At 62.8% G+C, this 15,195-nt stretch carries 14 protein-coding genes; 7 read left to right on the forward strand and 7 right to left on the reverse strand.

All coding sequences use genetic code 11. The annotated features are described in order from the left end of the window. Positions 1 to 7: 7 nt before the first annotated feature. Positions 8 to 451, forward strand: a complete 444-nt coding sequence (rnhA, locus tag RCO31_RS03225) for a ribonuclease HI (protein WP_308967053.1) — start codon at positions 8 to 10, stop codon at positions 449 to 451. A gap of 198 nt (positions 452 to 649) precedes the next feature. Then, entirely contained in the window at positions 650 to 1,552 is a 903-nt protein-coding gene (gene dapA, locus RCO31_RS03230) for a 4-hydroxy-tetrahydrodipicolinate synthase (protein ID WP_308966787.1), read from the forward strand. Positions 1,553 to 1,563: 11 nt separating this feature from the next. On the opposite strand, the gene RCO31_RS03235 is transcribed toward dapA, so the two are convergent. After that, positions 1,564 to 2,049 carry a peroxiredoxin gene (locus RCO31_RS03235; RefSeq protein WP_308966788.1) on the reverse strand — a complete coding sequence of 162 codons (486 nt, stop codon included), beginning with the start codon at positions 2,047 to 2,049 and terminating at the stop codon, positions 1,564 to 1,566. Positions 2,050 to 2,070: 21 nt separating this feature from the next. Further along, complete coding sequence (locus tag RCO31_RS03240) at positions 2,071 to 2,907, reverse strand: protein-disulfide reductase DsbD domain-containing protein (protein WP_308966789.1); 837 nt, start codon at positions 2,905 to 2,907, stop codon at positions 2,071 to 2,073. A gap of 124 nt (positions 2,908 to 3,031) precedes the next feature. Here RCO31_RS03240 and RCO31_RS03245 point away from each other — a divergent pair, with 124 nt between their 5' ends. Continuing rightward, a complete protein-coding gene (locus RCO31_RS03245) occupies positions 3,032 to 3,724 on the forward strand; it encodes a YqgE/AlgH family protein (protein ID WP_308966790.1) in 693 nt (230 codons plus the stop codon). A gap of 29 nt (positions 3,725 to 3,753) precedes the next feature. Here RCO31_RS03245 and RCO31_RS03250 read toward each other — a convergent pair whose 3' ends face one another. Next, positions 3,754 to 6,627: an EAL domain-containing protein gene (locus tag RCO31_RS03250; RefSeq protein ID WP_374991419.1), complete on the reverse strand. Its 2,874-nt coding sequence runs from the start codon at positions 6,625 to 6,627 to the stop codon at positions 3,754 to 3,756. Positions 6,628 to 6,734: 107 nt separating this feature from the next. Next, on the reverse strand, positions 6,735 to 7,712 hold the full coding sequence (locus RCO31_RS03255) for an NAD(P)H-quinone oxidoreductase (protein WP_308966792.1): 978 nt from the start codon (positions 7,710 to 7,712) through the stop codon (positions 6,735 to 6,737). Positions 7,713 to 7,853: 141 nt separating this feature from the next. On the opposite strand from RCO31_RS03255, the gene RCO31_RS03260 reads away from it, so the two are divergent. Next, positions 7,854 to 8,045, forward strand: a complete 192-nt coding sequence (locus tag RCO31_RS03260) for a DUF1192 domain-containing protein (protein ID WP_308966793.1) — start codon at positions 7,854 to 7,856, stop codon at positions 8,043 to 8,045. A 388-nt stretch (positions 8,046 to 8,433) separates the two neighbouring features. Beyond that, the gene (locus RCO31_RS03265; RefSeq protein WP_308966794.1) at positions 8,434 to 8,949 is read left to right on the forward strand and encodes a DUF1465 family protein; all 516 of its coding nucleotides are present in this window, start codon (positions 8,434 to 8,436) and stop codon (positions 8,947 to 8,949) included. Between the two features lie 126 nt (positions 8,950 to 9,075). Here the strand turns inward: RCO31_RS03265 and rpmE are convergent, their stop codons facing one another. Continuing rightward, positions 9,076 to 9,300: a 50S ribosomal protein L31 gene (gene rpmE, locus RCO31_RS03270; protein ID WP_308966795.1), complete on the reverse strand. Its 225-nt coding sequence runs from the start codon at positions 9,298 to 9,300 to the stop codon at positions 9,076 to 9,078. A gap of 223 nt (positions 9,301 to 9,523) precedes the next feature. Here rpmE and RCO31_RS03275 point away from each other — a divergent pair, with 223 nt between their 5' ends. Beyond that, positions 9,524 to 11,392 carry an ABC transporter transmembrane domain-containing protein gene (locus RCO31_RS03275; RefSeq protein ID WP_308966796.1) on the forward strand — a complete coding sequence of 623 codons (1,869 nt, stop codon included), beginning with the start codon at positions 9,524 to 9,526 and terminating at the stop codon, positions 11,390 to 11,392. A 44-nt stretch (positions 11,393 to 11,436) separates the two neighbouring features. Here the strand turns inward: RCO31_RS03275 and RCO31_RS03280 are convergent, their stop codons facing one another. Both RCO31_RS03280 and RCO31_RS03285 read right to left on the reverse strand, forming a co-directional pair. Further along, entirely contained in the window at positions 11,437 to 12,465 is a 1,029-nt protein-coding gene (locus RCO31_RS03280) for a peptidoglycan -binding protein (protein WP_308966797.1), read from the reverse strand. Positions 12,466 to 12,474: 9 nt separating this feature from the next. Further along, the gene (locus tag RCO31_RS03285; protein ID WP_308966798.1) at positions 12,475 to 13,479 is read right to left on the reverse strand and encodes a flagellar motor protein MotA; all 1,005 of its coding nucleotides are present in this window, start codon (positions 13,477 to 13,479) and stop codon (positions 12,475 to 12,477) included. A 324-nt stretch (positions 13,480 to 13,803) separates the two neighbouring features. On the opposite strand from RCO31_RS03285, the gene RCO31_RS03290 reads away from it, so the two are divergent. Continuing rightward, a complete protein-coding gene (locus tag RCO31_RS03290; RefSeq protein WP_308966799.1) occupies positions 13,804 to 15,189 on the forward strand; it encodes an MATE family efflux transporter in 1,386 nt (461 codons plus the stop codon). Positions 15,190 to 15,195 lie beyond the last annotated feature (6 nt).

Consider the following 15,195-nt stretch of genomic DNA (forward strand, 5'->3'; position numbering starts at 1 on the left):
TTCCGATCTGCCGCACGTCGTCATTCACACCGACGGCGCCTGCTCGGGGAATCCGGGGCCCGGCGGCTGGGGAGCGATCTTGAAATTCGGCGACGTTGAAAAAGAGCTCAAGGGCGGCGAGCCGAATACGACCAACAACCGCATGGAACTGCTGGCGGCGATCTCGGCACTGGAAGCCATGAAACGGCCGGTGACGGCCGATATCTACACCGACAGCCAGTATGTGCGTGGCGGCATCACCGCGTGGATTCACAACTGGAAGCGGAATGGTTGGCGAACTGCGGAGAAGAAGCCGGTTAAGAACGCCGACCTCTGGCAGCGCCTGGATGCAGCCTTGAAGCAGCATGACGTGCGCTGGCACTGGGTGCGAGGCCATGCCGGTCACGCGGAAAACGAACGCGCCGATCAGCTGGCCCGCGACGGGCTCAGGGAGAGCAGGTCAGCGGGTTGACAGTGTCCGACTTGCGGTCGCATATTTCTGTCATGATCGTCTCTCTCGCTCGCGCCGTTTCGAAAAAAGCGCCCCATTCCGGGGCCGCGGATCCTTGCGTCAGTTAAGCAAAAGCGCAGAGAGGATCATGTTCAGGACCCCGCCGGTTTCGACGGGGTTTTTTGTTGCTCCGTCTCCGGCTCAACAGGAGACACTTCGATGCAAACCGCCAATTCGGTTCCACAAGGCATCTGGCTGCCGCTGGTCACTCCGTTCAGGGACGGAATGTTCGATGAAAAGTCAGCGCGACGCCTTGCCGGACACTACGCGTCTGCGCCTGTCGACGGCTTCATCCTTGCCGCAACCACCGGCGAAGGACTCACGGTCGATGAGGATGAGATCGAGCGCTACACCGAAATTTGTCGCGACGCGATCGAAAGCGCCGGTCGACGTCTGCAGTTCTTTCTGGGGTTGTCGGGCAGCGACACGCGCAAGCTGATCAAGGCACTCGATCTGACCTCTGCCTGGCCGGTCGACGGCTATCTGATCGCCTGTCCATACTACACGCGGCCGTCGCAGCTCGGTCTCTATCGGCACTTTTGCGCGCTGGCCGAGAGCACGTCAAAGCCGATCATGATCTACAACATCCCGTACCGGACCGGCGTCAATCTCGGCAACGTGGAGATGCTGCGGCTCGCCGAACATCGGAACATTGTCGGTGTCAAGGACTGCTGCGCGGATGCAGCGCAGTCGTTCGACCTGCTGCGGATGAGGCCGAAGGGTTTTTCGGTGCTGACCGGGGAGGATGCGCTGTTTCACAACGCCCTCACTCAGGGCGCCGACGGCGGCGTTCTCGCTTCCGCGCATATTGCGACGGACGCGTTCGCCACGGTGCGCAATCTGATGCGCGACGGCGACCACTCGGGAGCGCTTGCAAGCTGGCGGGCGCTGATCGACCTGCCCCGCCTGTTGTTTGCCGAACCGAGTCCGGCGCCGATCAAGCACTGGCTCTGGCGCACCGGCCTCATCGACAGCCCGGAGGTCCGGCTGCCGATGAGTACAGTCAGCGATGCGCTGGCAAAGCGGATCGATCAGGAGATTCAGCGCCGAAGAATGCTTTGATCCAAGCGATCTCAGAGCTGGCCGAGCAGCGTGTCGCCGCCGGAGACTTCGACGGCGCCGGGCTTCTCCTCGATGTTCAGCTTCGTCACCACACCGTCCTCGACCAGCATCGAGTAGCGGCGTGAGCGGACGCCCATGCCGCCGCCGCTGAAGTCGGCGTCGAGGCCGATCGACTTGGCGAAATCAGCACTGCCGTCGGCAAGGAACTCGACCTGATCCTTCTGGTCGGTATCGCGCTTCCAGGCCTGCATCACGAAGATGTCGTTGACCGCGGTGACCGCGATGCTGTCGACGCCCTTTGCCTTGATGGCGTTGGCGTTCAACGTGATGCTCGGCATGTGCATTTTGTGACAGGTGCCGGTGAAGGCGCCCGGAACAGCGAACAGTGCGACCTTCTTGCCCTTGAACACCTCGTCGGTGCTCTTCCAGCCTGGGCCTTCAGCGGTCATCACTCGGAATTTTCCCTCTGGAATCTTGTCGCCCACGTTGATCGTCATGTTGCGCTCCCTAAGCTGCCGTCAATTCAGTCTCACATTGTATTCGAAGGCACCTTCCTCGCCAACAAGGGTCAGCTTCAGGATTGCACCTTCCGGCCGCGCGTTTGCCGGCAAACCGTCAAGCTTGAATTCATAGCGTATCAGGCCCTTCTGTGGCGCGCCGGTCCGTTTCGGCACCGGCAGGGCCCAGTCGGGCGAGGGACCTTCGGCGAAGAGCTCGACGTGAGCGCCGGCAGGCGCAGCGACATCGACGACGGCGCGGTCGTCGACGCGCTTGAACGATTGAATGGCGATCGGCATTGCCTCCGAGGTGCCGACGGGTTTCGGCACCTTGTTGAGTGCGGTCGTCACAAGGCTGTCGAGTGTGCTGGCTGTGCTCGTGAAGGACAGCTCGGCCTCGGCCTCGACCGGCAGACAAAGTTTCTCGCAGACGGCGTAATTGATCAAAGCGCGGAGCTGCACCGGCTCATTCGGATTCTTCGGCACGATGCGCAGCGGAAAAACCACGCTTTTCCCGTAACCATACGAAACGCCGCCGGCACCATCATCGAACTTCTTCGGTGCCGGAAACAGCGGTGTCACACTTTCTACATTGACGGATTTGGAGAAGTCGAAGCGCGGCGGCACACCGGAATCACCGGGTGTACGCCAGTATGTCTTCCAGCCGGGTTGCAACTGGATTTCGACACCGCCCATCAGCACCGCTCCCGTTCGCGAGCCGGCAAGCAGGCGCAGCGTGGAATGTGCGTCGTTCACCCAGGGGGAGGCGTCCTCCGCGCACGCAATACGCCCACCGGCGCTGACGCTTGCCAGCGCGATGAATGCAATGAGCGCACGGAACGGAACCATTGCAACCATGTGAAGCGTTTACCCGGCCGAACTGTGACAAGCCACTGAATTGGCTGTGATAGCGGCGTGGCCTTGATTGACACCCTGGCCACCCAATATCAGGATGGTAGGCAAAAGCGAAGGTGGCCTCTCGATGAAAGCGTCGCGCAAGGGCTCTGAAAAAGGCTTGGAAACCGGCCAACCGACACCGTCAGAGCGCGAAAAGGCCAGCGCTGCGCGGATACGGTCCAACAATCAGAACGATACCGCCGAATATCTCGACGGCCAGATGCTGATCGCCATGCCGGTGATGGACGACGAGCGTTTTCAGCGCTCGGTGATCTACGTTTGCGCGCACTCGTCGGAGGGCGCGATGGGCATCATCGTTAACCGGCCTGCGGGTAGCATAGATTTCCCGGGCCTGTTGATGCAGCTCGACATCATCAAGAAGGGCGACCGCATCATGCTGCCGCAGGATGCAGAGGCGATGAAGGTCCTGCGCGGTGGTCCGGTCGAGACCGGGCGTGGCTTCGTGCTGCATTCGAGCGATTTCTTTATCAAGGATTCAACGCTGCCGATCGACGACGAGATTTCGCTCACCGCCACGCTCGACATCCTGAAAGCGATCGCAAGCGGTGCGGGCCCGAAACGCGCCATCCTCGCGCTCGGCTATGCCGGCTGGGCGCCGGGCCAGCTCGAGAACGAAATCCAGCACAACGGCTGGCTGCACTGTCCCGCGGACTCGGACCTCGTGTTCGACAAGGACGTCGACAGCAAATACGAACGCGCGTTGAAGAAGATCGGCATCAACCTCGCCATGCTGTCGAACGAGGCCGGCCACGCCTGACGATCACTGCTGACGATCGCTGTCGGCGATCACTGCGCCGCTTCGAGCCGCTCTTCGTTCAGCAGCCGCCGCGCAGCATCGGCACTCATCGGCTCGCCAAACGCGAAGCCTTGCGCATATTCGCAACCCAGCTGGTAAAGCTCGATCGCATCGGAGTCTGACTCCGCGCCCTCGGCGACAACGTCCATGCCGAGGTCGTGCGCCATCGCGACGATGGATTTCAACAGCACCGGCCGCGTGCCGCGGTTGGTGGTGCGCACGAACGACTGGTCGATCTTGATCGTGTCGAACGGAAAGCGTTGCAGGTAGGCGAGCGAGGAGTGGCCGGTGCCGAAGTCGTCGAGCGACAGGCCCGCACCAAGCTCGCGGATCCGCTGCAGCATCTGCGCCGCGTGCTCGGGATTTTCCATCACCAGCGATTCGGTCAGTTCGAGCTTGAGCGTGCCGCGGGCGACTGCCGAGCGCGACAGCACCGTGCGCAGGTCGTGAATCAGGTCGTGCCGCAGCAATTGCCGCGACGACACGTTGACGCTGGCGAAGATCGAGTTGCGCTGACGGACCGACTGCTGCCACAGCGCAAGCTGGCGGGCGGTGCGATCCATGACGAACAGGCCGAGATCGACGATCAGGCCGGTTTCTTCGGCGATATTGATGAACTCTGACGGTCCCATGCGGCCGAGCTTCGGATGGTCCCAGCGCGCGAGCGCCTCGAAGCCGGCCACCGCGCGGTCTTCCAGCCGTACGATCGGCTGATAGAGGATGGTGATCTCCTCGCGCTCCAGCGCGCGGCGCAATTCGGACTCGATCGTCAGGCGGTCCTGTTTGCGGGCGCGCATCGCCGGCTTGTACACGTCGATGCGGTCGCCGCCGATCCGCTTGGAGTGATACATCGCGAGTTCAGCATCCTTGATGATCTCGTCCGACACCGTGGCCGACGGATCGGCGAGCGCCAGGCCAATCGACGCAGTGAGGAAGATCTCACGGTCATTGAACGCGATCGGCGCGCGGATCGTCTTGCGGATCGTCTCGGCCAGCGCCGTCACCTTCGCCGCGTCGGTTTCCGACATCAGGATCAGGCCGAACTGATCGCCGGCGAGCCGTGCCAGCGTATCCTGCGGCTTCAGGATGCGCGTCAGCCGCCGCGCCAGCGTCAGCAGGATCGAGTCGCCGACCGCGATGCCGACCGAATCGTTGACCTGCTTGAAGCGGTCGAGGTCGATCACCATTACTGTCGGCCGCAGCGTCGGCACGGTCTTCGACAGAGAGGCCAGGGCGTTGATGCGGTCGATGAACAGCTTGCGGTTCGGCAGGCCCGTGAGGTTGTCGTGCACCGAGTCGTGCAGCATCCGTTCTTCGGAATTCTTGAACTCGGTGACATCGGAGAGGGTGCCGATCACGCGGGCCACCTCGCCGTCGGATCCGACCACGGGCCGGGCCTTGAGCGAGAACCACATGAAATGGCCGTCCGGCGTGCGCAGGCGGAAGTCCTGCACCAGACGGCCGCGGCGCTGGTCGAGCACGCTGTCGAGCGCTGCGCGGAAACGGTCCTGGTCGAGCGGGTGCAGCACTTCGAGCCATTTGGCGGCGGGCCCTTCCAGGGTGCCGCGGCGCAGCCCGAGCATGCTTTCGGTCTCCGCGCTGGTGAACACCTTGTCGGCGGAGACGTCCCAGTCCCAGATCAGGTCACCTGCGCCGGTCAAGGCCAGCGCCCGCCGTTCCACGTCGGTAACGGCGCCCTGGCCGGAGCCACCGCCAGCGAAGGCGTGCTGCATGACCGTAAAGCCGATCAGCATGACGATCAGCACGAGGCCGCCGAGCAGGGCCGGCCCCACGATGTCGTTGGTGACGCTGCCCTGGATCGTCATGCCGGCGGCGACCACCCAGACCGTGAGCAGGAACCAGCTCGGGATCAACAGCACCGCGCGATCAAATCCGTGGGTTGAGAGGTAGACGATCAGTGCGAAGCCGAAAACGGCGATCAAAGCGATCGACAGCCGTGCGATGCCGGAGGCGACCGGCGGGTCGAACAGCGCAAGCGCGACGAGCGAACCAAGGAAGGCGAGCCAGCCGAGGGTGATGTGTGAATAGCGTACGTGCCAGCGGCTGAGATTCAGATAGGCGAACAGGAACACGAGCAGCGTCGCCGCCAGGATCGCTTCGCCGGACGCGCGCCAGACGCGCTCGGCGCCGGACGACATGTCCAGCACCTTGCCCCAGAAGCCAAAGTCGATGCCGATGTAGACGAGCACCGCCCAGGCGAGGCCCGCCGCGGCGGGAAACATGATGCTGCCCTTGACGACGAACAGGATCGTCAGCACCAGCGAGAGCAATCCGGCGATACCGATGACGATGCCCTGGTACAGCGTGAACGAGTTGACCTTGTCCTTGTAGGCTTCCGGCTCCCACAGATAGAGCTGCGGCAGCTTGTCGGTGCGAAGCTCGACAACAAAGGTGACCACGGAGCCCGGGTCGAGCGTGACGCGGAAGATATCGGTGATCGGGTTGTCCTGACGCTCCGGGCGGTCGCCCGTTGATGGTGTGATCGTTGCGATGCGCGACAGGCCAAGGTCGGGCCAGAACAGGCCGGAAGAGACGATGCGGTAGTGCGGCGCCACGATCAGACGATCGAGCTGATCGTCGGTGTTGTTGGCAAGCGAGAACACCACCCAGTTGGTTCCACCTTCACGGGCGCGAACCTCGATGCGGCGGACAATGCCGTCGTTTCCCGGCGCGGTCGAAACCTGGATACGATCGGTGTCGCTCTTCTGGAACTCAAGGATACCGGTGAGGTCGATCGCGGGCGAATCGCTGCGAACGCTGACCGCATCAACTGCGTGCGCGGCGCCGACGCTCACAAGGAGTGCCAGCGCAAACACCGCAATGCCGCGCGCGATATGCGCCATGCAGCTTGAGAACCGCAATGTCTGCTCCGCCTCGAAACCCGTCACGAACTTCGTGTGATGCCACGAAACGTCTGGAAAACCAAGGGTTTCCGCCCGGCTCCCACCGCTCAGGTGGTCAGCACAATCTTGCCAATATGATGGCTGGACTCCATCCGCGCGTGGGCCTCGGAGGCCTTGGCCAACGGATAAGTGCTGTCCATCAAGGGCTTGACCTTGCCGTTGCGCAACAGCGGCATCACCTTCGCCTCCAGAGCACGGGCGATGGCGGCTTTATCCTCGATCGCCCGGGCGCGCAACGTCGACCCGGTATGGGTCAGCCGTTTCAGCATGAGGCGCCGGAAATCGACGTTCGCGCGGGGCGAGCCGAGAAAGGCAATCTGCACGATGCGGCCTTCGATGGCCGCCGCCTCATAATTGCGTTCGATGTAGTCGCCCCCGACCATGTCGAGAATGACGTTCGCGCCCGCGCCACTGGTTGCGGCTTTCGTCTGCGCGACGAAATCTTCGGTCTTGTAGTCGATTGCGTGATCCGCGCCCAGCTTGAGGCAGGCGTCGCATTTCTCCTTCGATCCCGCAGAGACGATCACCTTGGCGCCGAACGCCTTGGCAAGCTGAATAGCTGTTGTGCCGATGCCGGATGAGCCGCCATGGATCAGCAGCGTCTCGCCCGCCTCAAGCCGGCCGCGCTCGAATACGTTGTGCCAGACCGTGAAGAAGGTCTCGGGTATTGCAGCCGCCTCGCTCATCGACAGCGGTGCGGGGACGGCGAGCGCATGCAATTCATGCGCTGTGCAGTACTGCGCATAACCGCCGCCCGCGACCAGCGCCATCACCTTGTCGCCGGGCTTGAATTTCGTTGCGCCATCGCCGAGCGCGACCACTTCGCCGGCGATCTCGAGTCCAGGAATGTCGCTTGCGCCAGGCGGTGGCGGATAGTTTCCGGTGCGCTGGGCAACGTCAGGTCGATTGACGCCCGCAGCAGCGACCTTGATCAGGATCTCATGTTTGCGAGGAGTGGGGACGGGCCGCTGTTCCGGAACGAGGACGTCTGGTCCTCCGGGTTTTGCAATTCCGATCGCGGTCATTTGTGTAGGGAGGTTGCTGCCCATGATGCTGAGACCCCGTTTCGACGCCGGGCTTTCCGGCTGACGCCGAAGATGGTTTAACCGGGCCAGACTGGCAATACGCCGCTATCGCCGACTGCTCGCATTTGCGATGAGGATTGCATGGCAGCTGATGACGAAGACCGTCCGCGCAAGAAGGTCACCCATGAGATCGGCCAGGATCTGTCGCTGCTTTCGGTAGGGGAGCTTGCTGAGCGCATTGCCCTGCTGCAAGGCGAGATCGAAAGGTTGCAGGCGGCCTCGGCATCAAAACAGAAAAGCCGCAGCGCCGCGGACAAATTCTTCAAGTCATGAGGAGCGCGGAAGTCGGCATTTCAGCCGACTGGCAGCTCCTGCCAATTTGCAAAAAAACTCTGAAGGAAATCATTCATTTACTAAAGATTAAGCTTTCTCGTCCATTACTGAAATCGTCCAGGTTTGGACACCGAGTGGCTCCTGTCCACTCTGTTTGACGCCTCCCTGTTATCAACTTTTTAGCCGCCGGAAACGGCGGCTTTTTTTTGCCGCGATCGGGCTTTCACATCTTCTTCATAAATCCACCGATCGGGTAACGGTCACGGAAACCATAACCATCCTTATCGCTGGACTCCGTGGGCGCTTGGCGCGATGATTTGCCAGCGCAAGGATTTGTTCATCATAATTGCGCGGGGCGTTAATTAGTAAGTTGCGTGAGGCGTTAACCATGTCCGAGAATTCGGCGCGTGAGGCGGATCTGGTTCTTTTCAGTGAGCGACTGGCCGGTTCCGCCGTGTTCTCCACCTTGTTTCGCGAGGGGATGAATCTCGTGGAAGAGACGGCCGCCTACCTGGACGGCGTCGGCCGGAAGGATGCCAAGGCGCTCGATCGGAGCGCGAGCCTCACCTACGCCACCGAGAGCATGCGCCTCACGACGCGGCTGATGCAACTCGCCTCTTGGCTCCTGCTGCATCGCGCGGTGAAGGAAGGCGAGATGTCGCTCGCCCAGGCCAATCGCGAAAAGGTCAAGGTGAAGCTCACTGCGGCCGAGCCGGGCGCCGCCGATGCGATCGCAAAGCTCCCCGGGAGGCTGCAGGACTTGATCGAGCGGTCAATGGCGTTGCAGGCGCAAGTGAAACGACTCGACGTCTCGATTCATGCGCCGGCGCCTGAGGCCGCCGTCATCGGCAACCCGCTAGTGCCGCAGCTCGATCGGCTGAAAGCCGCGTTCGAGCGGCAATAAGATCAACGCGACTTGCCGCGCGGGTACTTGCCGCGCGGGTATACGAGGCCTAACGCGAGCAGATGAAACAAAAACGCCCCGGCACTGCCGGGGCGTTTTGCACGAATATCGTGGGCTTGCGCCGAATTATTTCTTCAGGAAGCCCGAGAACTTCTTCTGGAACCGGGACACGCGGCCACCGCGATCAAGGATCTGCTGGGTGCCACCGGTCCAGGCCGGATGCGACTTCGAGTCGATGTCGAGGTTCAATGTGTCGCCTTCCTTGCCGTAGGTCGAACGCGTCAGGTACTCGGTGCCGTCCGTCATGACGACCTTAATCGTATGATAATTCGGGTGAATTTCGCTTTTCATAACGGATCCTTTGAGCGCCGGGCGCCTTTGGCTTAGGTCTCGGGTGTTAGGAGTTGGCGGCTCTATATCGTAGCTACCTCGATGAGACAAGGCGCGGCCGGGCCATTCCGCGCCCGGAGCGCGGCAATGGTACGCGAGGCTTGCTGCGAATGACGGGACGCCACATTGCCATCGCACCCGCCTTGGCCTATCCCCGCGCCGACGAACGGGCACCTGAGGTTGCATGAGCGCGTTGGAGCAGATCGACGGCGGCGGGCGTGGCGGCAAGCCGGCGCGCACCGCAGGTTCCCTGCAGAGGATACCCGGTGAGGCCACGGCCGAGGGCGATGTGGCCGTCACACCTGCGGGCCGCGCAAAACTTCGCCCCTTGATGGCGCTCCTGCCTTACGTGGCGCGCTACCGGGGTCGGGCACTGGCCGCACTGGTTGCGCTGATCGTCGCCGCGCTGACGACGCTGATCGTGCCGATCGCCGTGCGCCGGATGATCGACTTCGGCTTCACCGCCGACGGCATCGCGATGATCAACAACTATTTCGCGGTGATGATCGCTGTCGTGGCTGTGCTCGCGGTCGCCAGCGCATCGCGCTACTACCTGGTCATGACGATCGGCGAGCGGATCGTCGCCGACATCCGCCGCGAAGTATTTGCGCACCTGACGGCGCTTTCGCCGTCATTCTTTGATTCCGCTCGCAGCGGCGAATTGATCTCGCGGCTGACCGCAGATACCACCCAGATCAAGTCAGCGGTCGGGGCTTCCGTCTCGATCGCGCTGCGCAACTTGGTGCTGTTTTTCGGCGCGGCGACGATGATGGTGGTGACGAGCCCGCGACTGTCGGGATTCGTGCTTCTGATGATCCCGCTTGTGGTGCTGCCACTCGTCGCGTTCGGTCGCTGGGTGCGGCGGTTGTCACGTGATGCGCAGGATACGCTCGCCGATGCCTCCGCCTATGCCTCCGAACTGATCGGCGCAAATCGTACCGTGCAGGCATTCACCAACGAGCGCCTTGCTACGGAACGCTTTGGCGGAGAGGTCGAGCGCGCCTACGTGGCGGCGCGCGGGTCCACCAAGGCGCGCGCAGTGCTCACGGCCATCATCATCTTCATCATCTTTACCAGCGTCGTCGGCATTCTTTGGGTCGGGTCGCACGATGTGCTCAGTGGACAGATGACGGCAGGCACGCTCGGCCAGTTCATTCTTTATGCCGTGTTTGCCGCTGGAGGTTTGGGTGAGCTGAGCCAGGTCTGGGGCGAGGTATCTGCAGCCTCCGGCGCCGCGGAACGCCTGTTCGAGATCCTGCGCGTGAGACCAGAGATTGCAGCGCCAGCGCAGCCGCGCGCGATGCCTGTGCCGCCGCGCGGTAACGTCGCATTCAGCAACGTACGTTTCGCCTATCCGGCGCGACCGGAAACGTTCGTGATCAATGGCGTCTCGCTGAACGTGCGGCAAGGCGAAAAGGTCGCGATCGTCGGTCCGTCGGGCGCGGGCAAGAGCACGCTGTTTCACCTCTTGTTGCGGTTTTATGATCCGGCAAGTGGCACAATCACGTTCGACGGCGTGCCCGTGTGCGATGCCGACCCGCAGGAGGTCCGCAAGCGCATTGCGCTGGTACCGCAGGATTCGGTCATCTTCGCCGCCAGCGCGCGCGACAACATCCGCTTCGGCCGGCCCGAGGCGAGCGATGCCGAGATCGAGCGTGCGGCGCAACTTGCGCACGCGACCGAGTTCATTCGCCTGCTGCCCCAAGGCTTCGATACGCCGCTCGGCGAACGTGGCGTCACGCTGTCCGGCGGACAGCGCCAGCGTATCGCGATTGCGCGGGCGATCCTGCGCGACGCACCGCTTCTGTTGCTGGACGAGGCGACCTCGTCGCTGGATGCCGAAAGCGAGACTCTGGTGCAGACTGCGCTCGAGGATCTGATGCGAAGTCGTACCACGCTGGTCATCGCGCACCGCCTCGCGACCGTGCTGTCCTGTGACCGCATCGTGGTGATGGAGCAGGGCCGCGTCGTCGAAGAAGGGACGCATGCCGCGCTGGCGGCCGCGGGCGGCCTCTACGCGCGGCTGGCAAAGCTGCAGTTTCAGGGCGTCTGACGCCGCGAGAGTTGTGCGCGCCGCTGCGACCGCAACAAAAGAAATCACCGCTCCGTCAGTTTCAGCTCGATACGGCGGTTGCGGCGATAGGCGTCCTCGGTTTTCTCCGGATCGAGCGGCTGGAATTCGCCGAAGCCGGCGGCAACCAGTCGTTGCGGCGAGATGCCGCGCGAGATCAGATACTGCACCACCGAGATCGCGCGCGACGAAGACAGCTCCCAGTTCGATGGAAACTGCGCGCTGGCAATCGGCCGGATGTCCGTATGGCCATCGACCCGGAGCACCCAGGGAATCTCCGCCGGAATCTGCTGTTCGAGTTCGGTCAGTGCAGTGGCGAGGCGGTCGAGTTCGGTGCGCCCCTCCGGTCTGAGCGCAGCCTGGCCGGCATCGAAGAACACCTCCGACTGGAACACGAAGCGGTCGCCGACGATGCGGATGTCGGAACGGTTGCCAAGGATCGCCCGCAACCGGCCGAAGAATTCGGAACGATAGCGCGCAAGCTCCTGCACGCGCTGTGCGAGGGCGACGTTGAGCCGCTGCCCGAGCTCGGCAATGCGCGTCTGCGAATCCTTGTCGCGCCTTTCCGAGGCGTCGAGCGCGGCTTCCAGTGCCGCGAGTTGGCGGCGCAAGGCGCTGATCTGCTGGTTCAGCACCTCGATCATCGCCTGCGCGCGTGAAGAGATCTGCCGTTCGGAATCCAGCGCCTTCGACAGTTCACCGGCACGGCCGGCGGCGTCGCTGCCCTGAGCGGCAAGGCCCTCATAAAGGCCCTTGATGCGGTCGCGTTCGCCTTCAGCGGCCGCAAGACCGGCCCGCATCTGCGACAGCTGTTCGTCGAGGTTCAGCTTGCCGAGCTTCTCCAGCGACAGGAGCTCGTTGAGCTGCGCGATCTGCGCATTCAGCCGCTCAAGCGCCTTGTCCTTGCCGGTGACCTCCTGTGACAGGAAGAACTGCACGACCACGAAGACGGACAAAAGGAAGATGATCGCCAGGATCAGCGTCGACAGCGCGTCGACGAAGCCCGGCCAATAGTTGAATCCGCTGTCGCCCCTGCGTGTGCGTGCAAGCGCCATGGCGGTCCTCTAACTTTTCTCGGGCTGGCGTGCGAGGCGTTCGAGCAGTCGCTTGATCTCACGGTTCTGTTCGCCTTGGCCGTCGGCCCACTCACGGATCAATTGTTGCTCGCTACGCATGTGTTGCACAAGGCCTTGAATGGCGTCGGCGAGGTTCGCCATCGCCGACGTCGCGGCCCGGCCGGAACCCATGTCCTCGACCGCTGCCCGCAGCCGATCGACAACGGTGGAGAGATCGGTGTGCGTCGTGAGGTTGGCTGCGGGCTGCTCGGCGGAATATTCGTGCACGATCGTCACCAGCCAGTCCTCGAGGTCCGTGTAGAAGCGGTTCTGCGCCTGGCTTGATTGAAGGTCGAGAAAGCCTAGCACCAGCGAGCCGGCGAGACCGAACAGCGATGACGAGAACGAAATGCCCATGCCGCCGAGTGGCGCGGCAAGGCCTTCCTTCAGCGTGTCGAAGATCGAACCCGCATCGCCACCAACCTGCAACCCTTCGATCACCTTGCCGACCGAGCCGACGGTTTCGATCAGGCCCCAGAACGTGCCGAGCAGGCCGAGGAAGACCAAAAGGCCGGTCATGTAGCGCGACAGATCGCGAGCTTCGTCGAGGCGGGTGGCGATCGAGTCCAGCAGATGCCGCATTGTCTGCTGGGTAATCGCCGTCCGGCCGGTGCGGTCACCGAGCAGCACCGCCATCGGCGCCAACAGCGTCGGTCGTCGGTCGAGCGCGAGCCCTGGATCGGAAACGCGGAAGCTGTTGACCCAGCGGATTTCCGGATAGAGACGGATCACCTGCCGGAACGACAGGATGATGCCGATTGCCAGCACGCCGAGGATCACGCCGTTCAGCCCCGGATTGGCGAGGAAGGCTGTCCAGATCTGCTTGTAGAGAACGATCATCAGTAGCGCGCAGAGCGTGAGGAACACCAGCATCCGGAACAGGAAGATGCGCGGCGAGGAAAGCTTCGCCGGTTCGATGGAGGCCGTGTAGCTGTGCATCGGGTCGCGTGCCATCGTTGGAGCTCGGGTCCGCCGCGGACGTGTGCGTGTCGATTTCGGGCTTCAATATGGCATAGGGACTTCAGGAATACAGATGAATTGGCGGAAATCGACAACTTCCGCAGCGCGCTGTGGGGAACCGGCGCGTGCCGGCTTTCTGCCGAGGGACGAAAGCGTGCCTCCTTCGTGACGACCTGCTTTCAGGACGGATCGCCGCGCATTCCGTGCTCATCGGCAAATATGCATGCCCGTCAACATGCCTTCACTGCTTGATGGCGACGCGCCTTTTTATATGATAGTCATCATTTTTACGCGAAGCTCGCTGACCGGATTTTGCAGATGGACGCCCTCTCGCCTAAAGTCCCGGTTGCTGAGCCGACTGCGATCAATCCGCTGACGCGTCGCCTGCTCGAGGCGCCGATCATCCCGTTGATCCTGAAGCTGTCCTGGCCGAACATGATGATCATGCTGGCGCAAGCAGGCGCCGCATTGATCGATACCTGGTGGCTGGCAAAGCTCGGAAACGATGCACTTGCGGGCATGGTGCTGGTGTTTCCGTTCGTGCTCCTGGTCGGCACGGTGTCCGGCGGGTCGATTGGTGCGGGCATCTCAGCCGCGGTGGCGCGGGCGCTGGGGGCGCAGCAGCAGCAGGAGGCCGACGCGGTTCTCGTGCACGGTCTGATCATCAACGCCTCGATCGGCGCGGCGCTTTCCGCTGTGATGCTCATCTTCGGCCGGTCGATCTATCAGGCGACCGGCGGTCAGGGCGGCGATCTCGAAGCGGCTCTCGTCTATTCGAACGTCATTTTTGCCGGAAACGTCGTGTTCTGGATCATGAACGCCCTGATGAGCGTCATCCGCGGCACCGGCAACATGTTCGTGCCTGCGCTCGTGACCTGCGGCGGCGTACTGTTGATGGTCCCGCTGTCGCCGTGCCTGATCTTCGGCGTCGGCCCGTTTCCGGCGCTCGGCATCGCCGGCAGCGCGATCTCGCTGCTGACCTATTATGTTGCAGGTTCGATCATCCTCGCCTGGTACATTCTTGCCGGCCGATGCGTCGTCAAGTTTACGCACGCAGCGTTGCGGGCGAAGACCTTCGTCACCATTCTGAGGATCGGCGCCGCAGGCACGATGGTCTCGCTGCTGATCAACGCCACGGCAGCCGTCAACAATGCGCTGGTGTCGCTGCTAGGTGGGGCAAGCGCCGTGGCGGGTTATGGTACTGCCGCCCGCCTCGAATTTCTGCTGATTCCGCTTGCGTTCGGCTTTGGCGCACCGCTGGTCGCGATGGTCGGTACCAACATCGGCGCGGGCAAGCGCGAGCGCGCGCTCAAGATCGTGATGATTGGCGGGGCCGTCGCCTTCGCCGTTACCGAACTGATCGGCCTTTGCGCTGCGCTCTTCCCCGAAGCCTGGCTCGGACTGTTCACCGGTGATGTAACTGCAGTCGCGGTCGGCAGCGACTATCTCCGTATTGTCGGTCCCGCCTTCGGATTCTTCGGGCTCGGCATCGGCATGTATTTCGCGCTGCTGGGCGCCAACATGCTCTTCTGGCCGATCGTCGGCGCGGTCCTTCGCAGCGCCATCGCCATCTCGGGCGGCGCGTTTGCGGCCCTCCACCTCGGCTCGCTGCACGCAATGTTCGTCGTGCTCGCGCTGGCGCTGTTCGTTTCGGGCACAATTCCGCTCTTGAGCGTGCGGAGGAAGGCTTGGAAACTGGGGTGAGAAACG

It is taken from the genome of Bradyrhizobium sp. LHD-71, assembly GCF_031157255.1.
Classification (GTDB): domain Bacteria; phylum Pseudomonadota; class Alphaproteobacteria; order Rhizobiales; family Xanthobacteraceae; genus P52-10.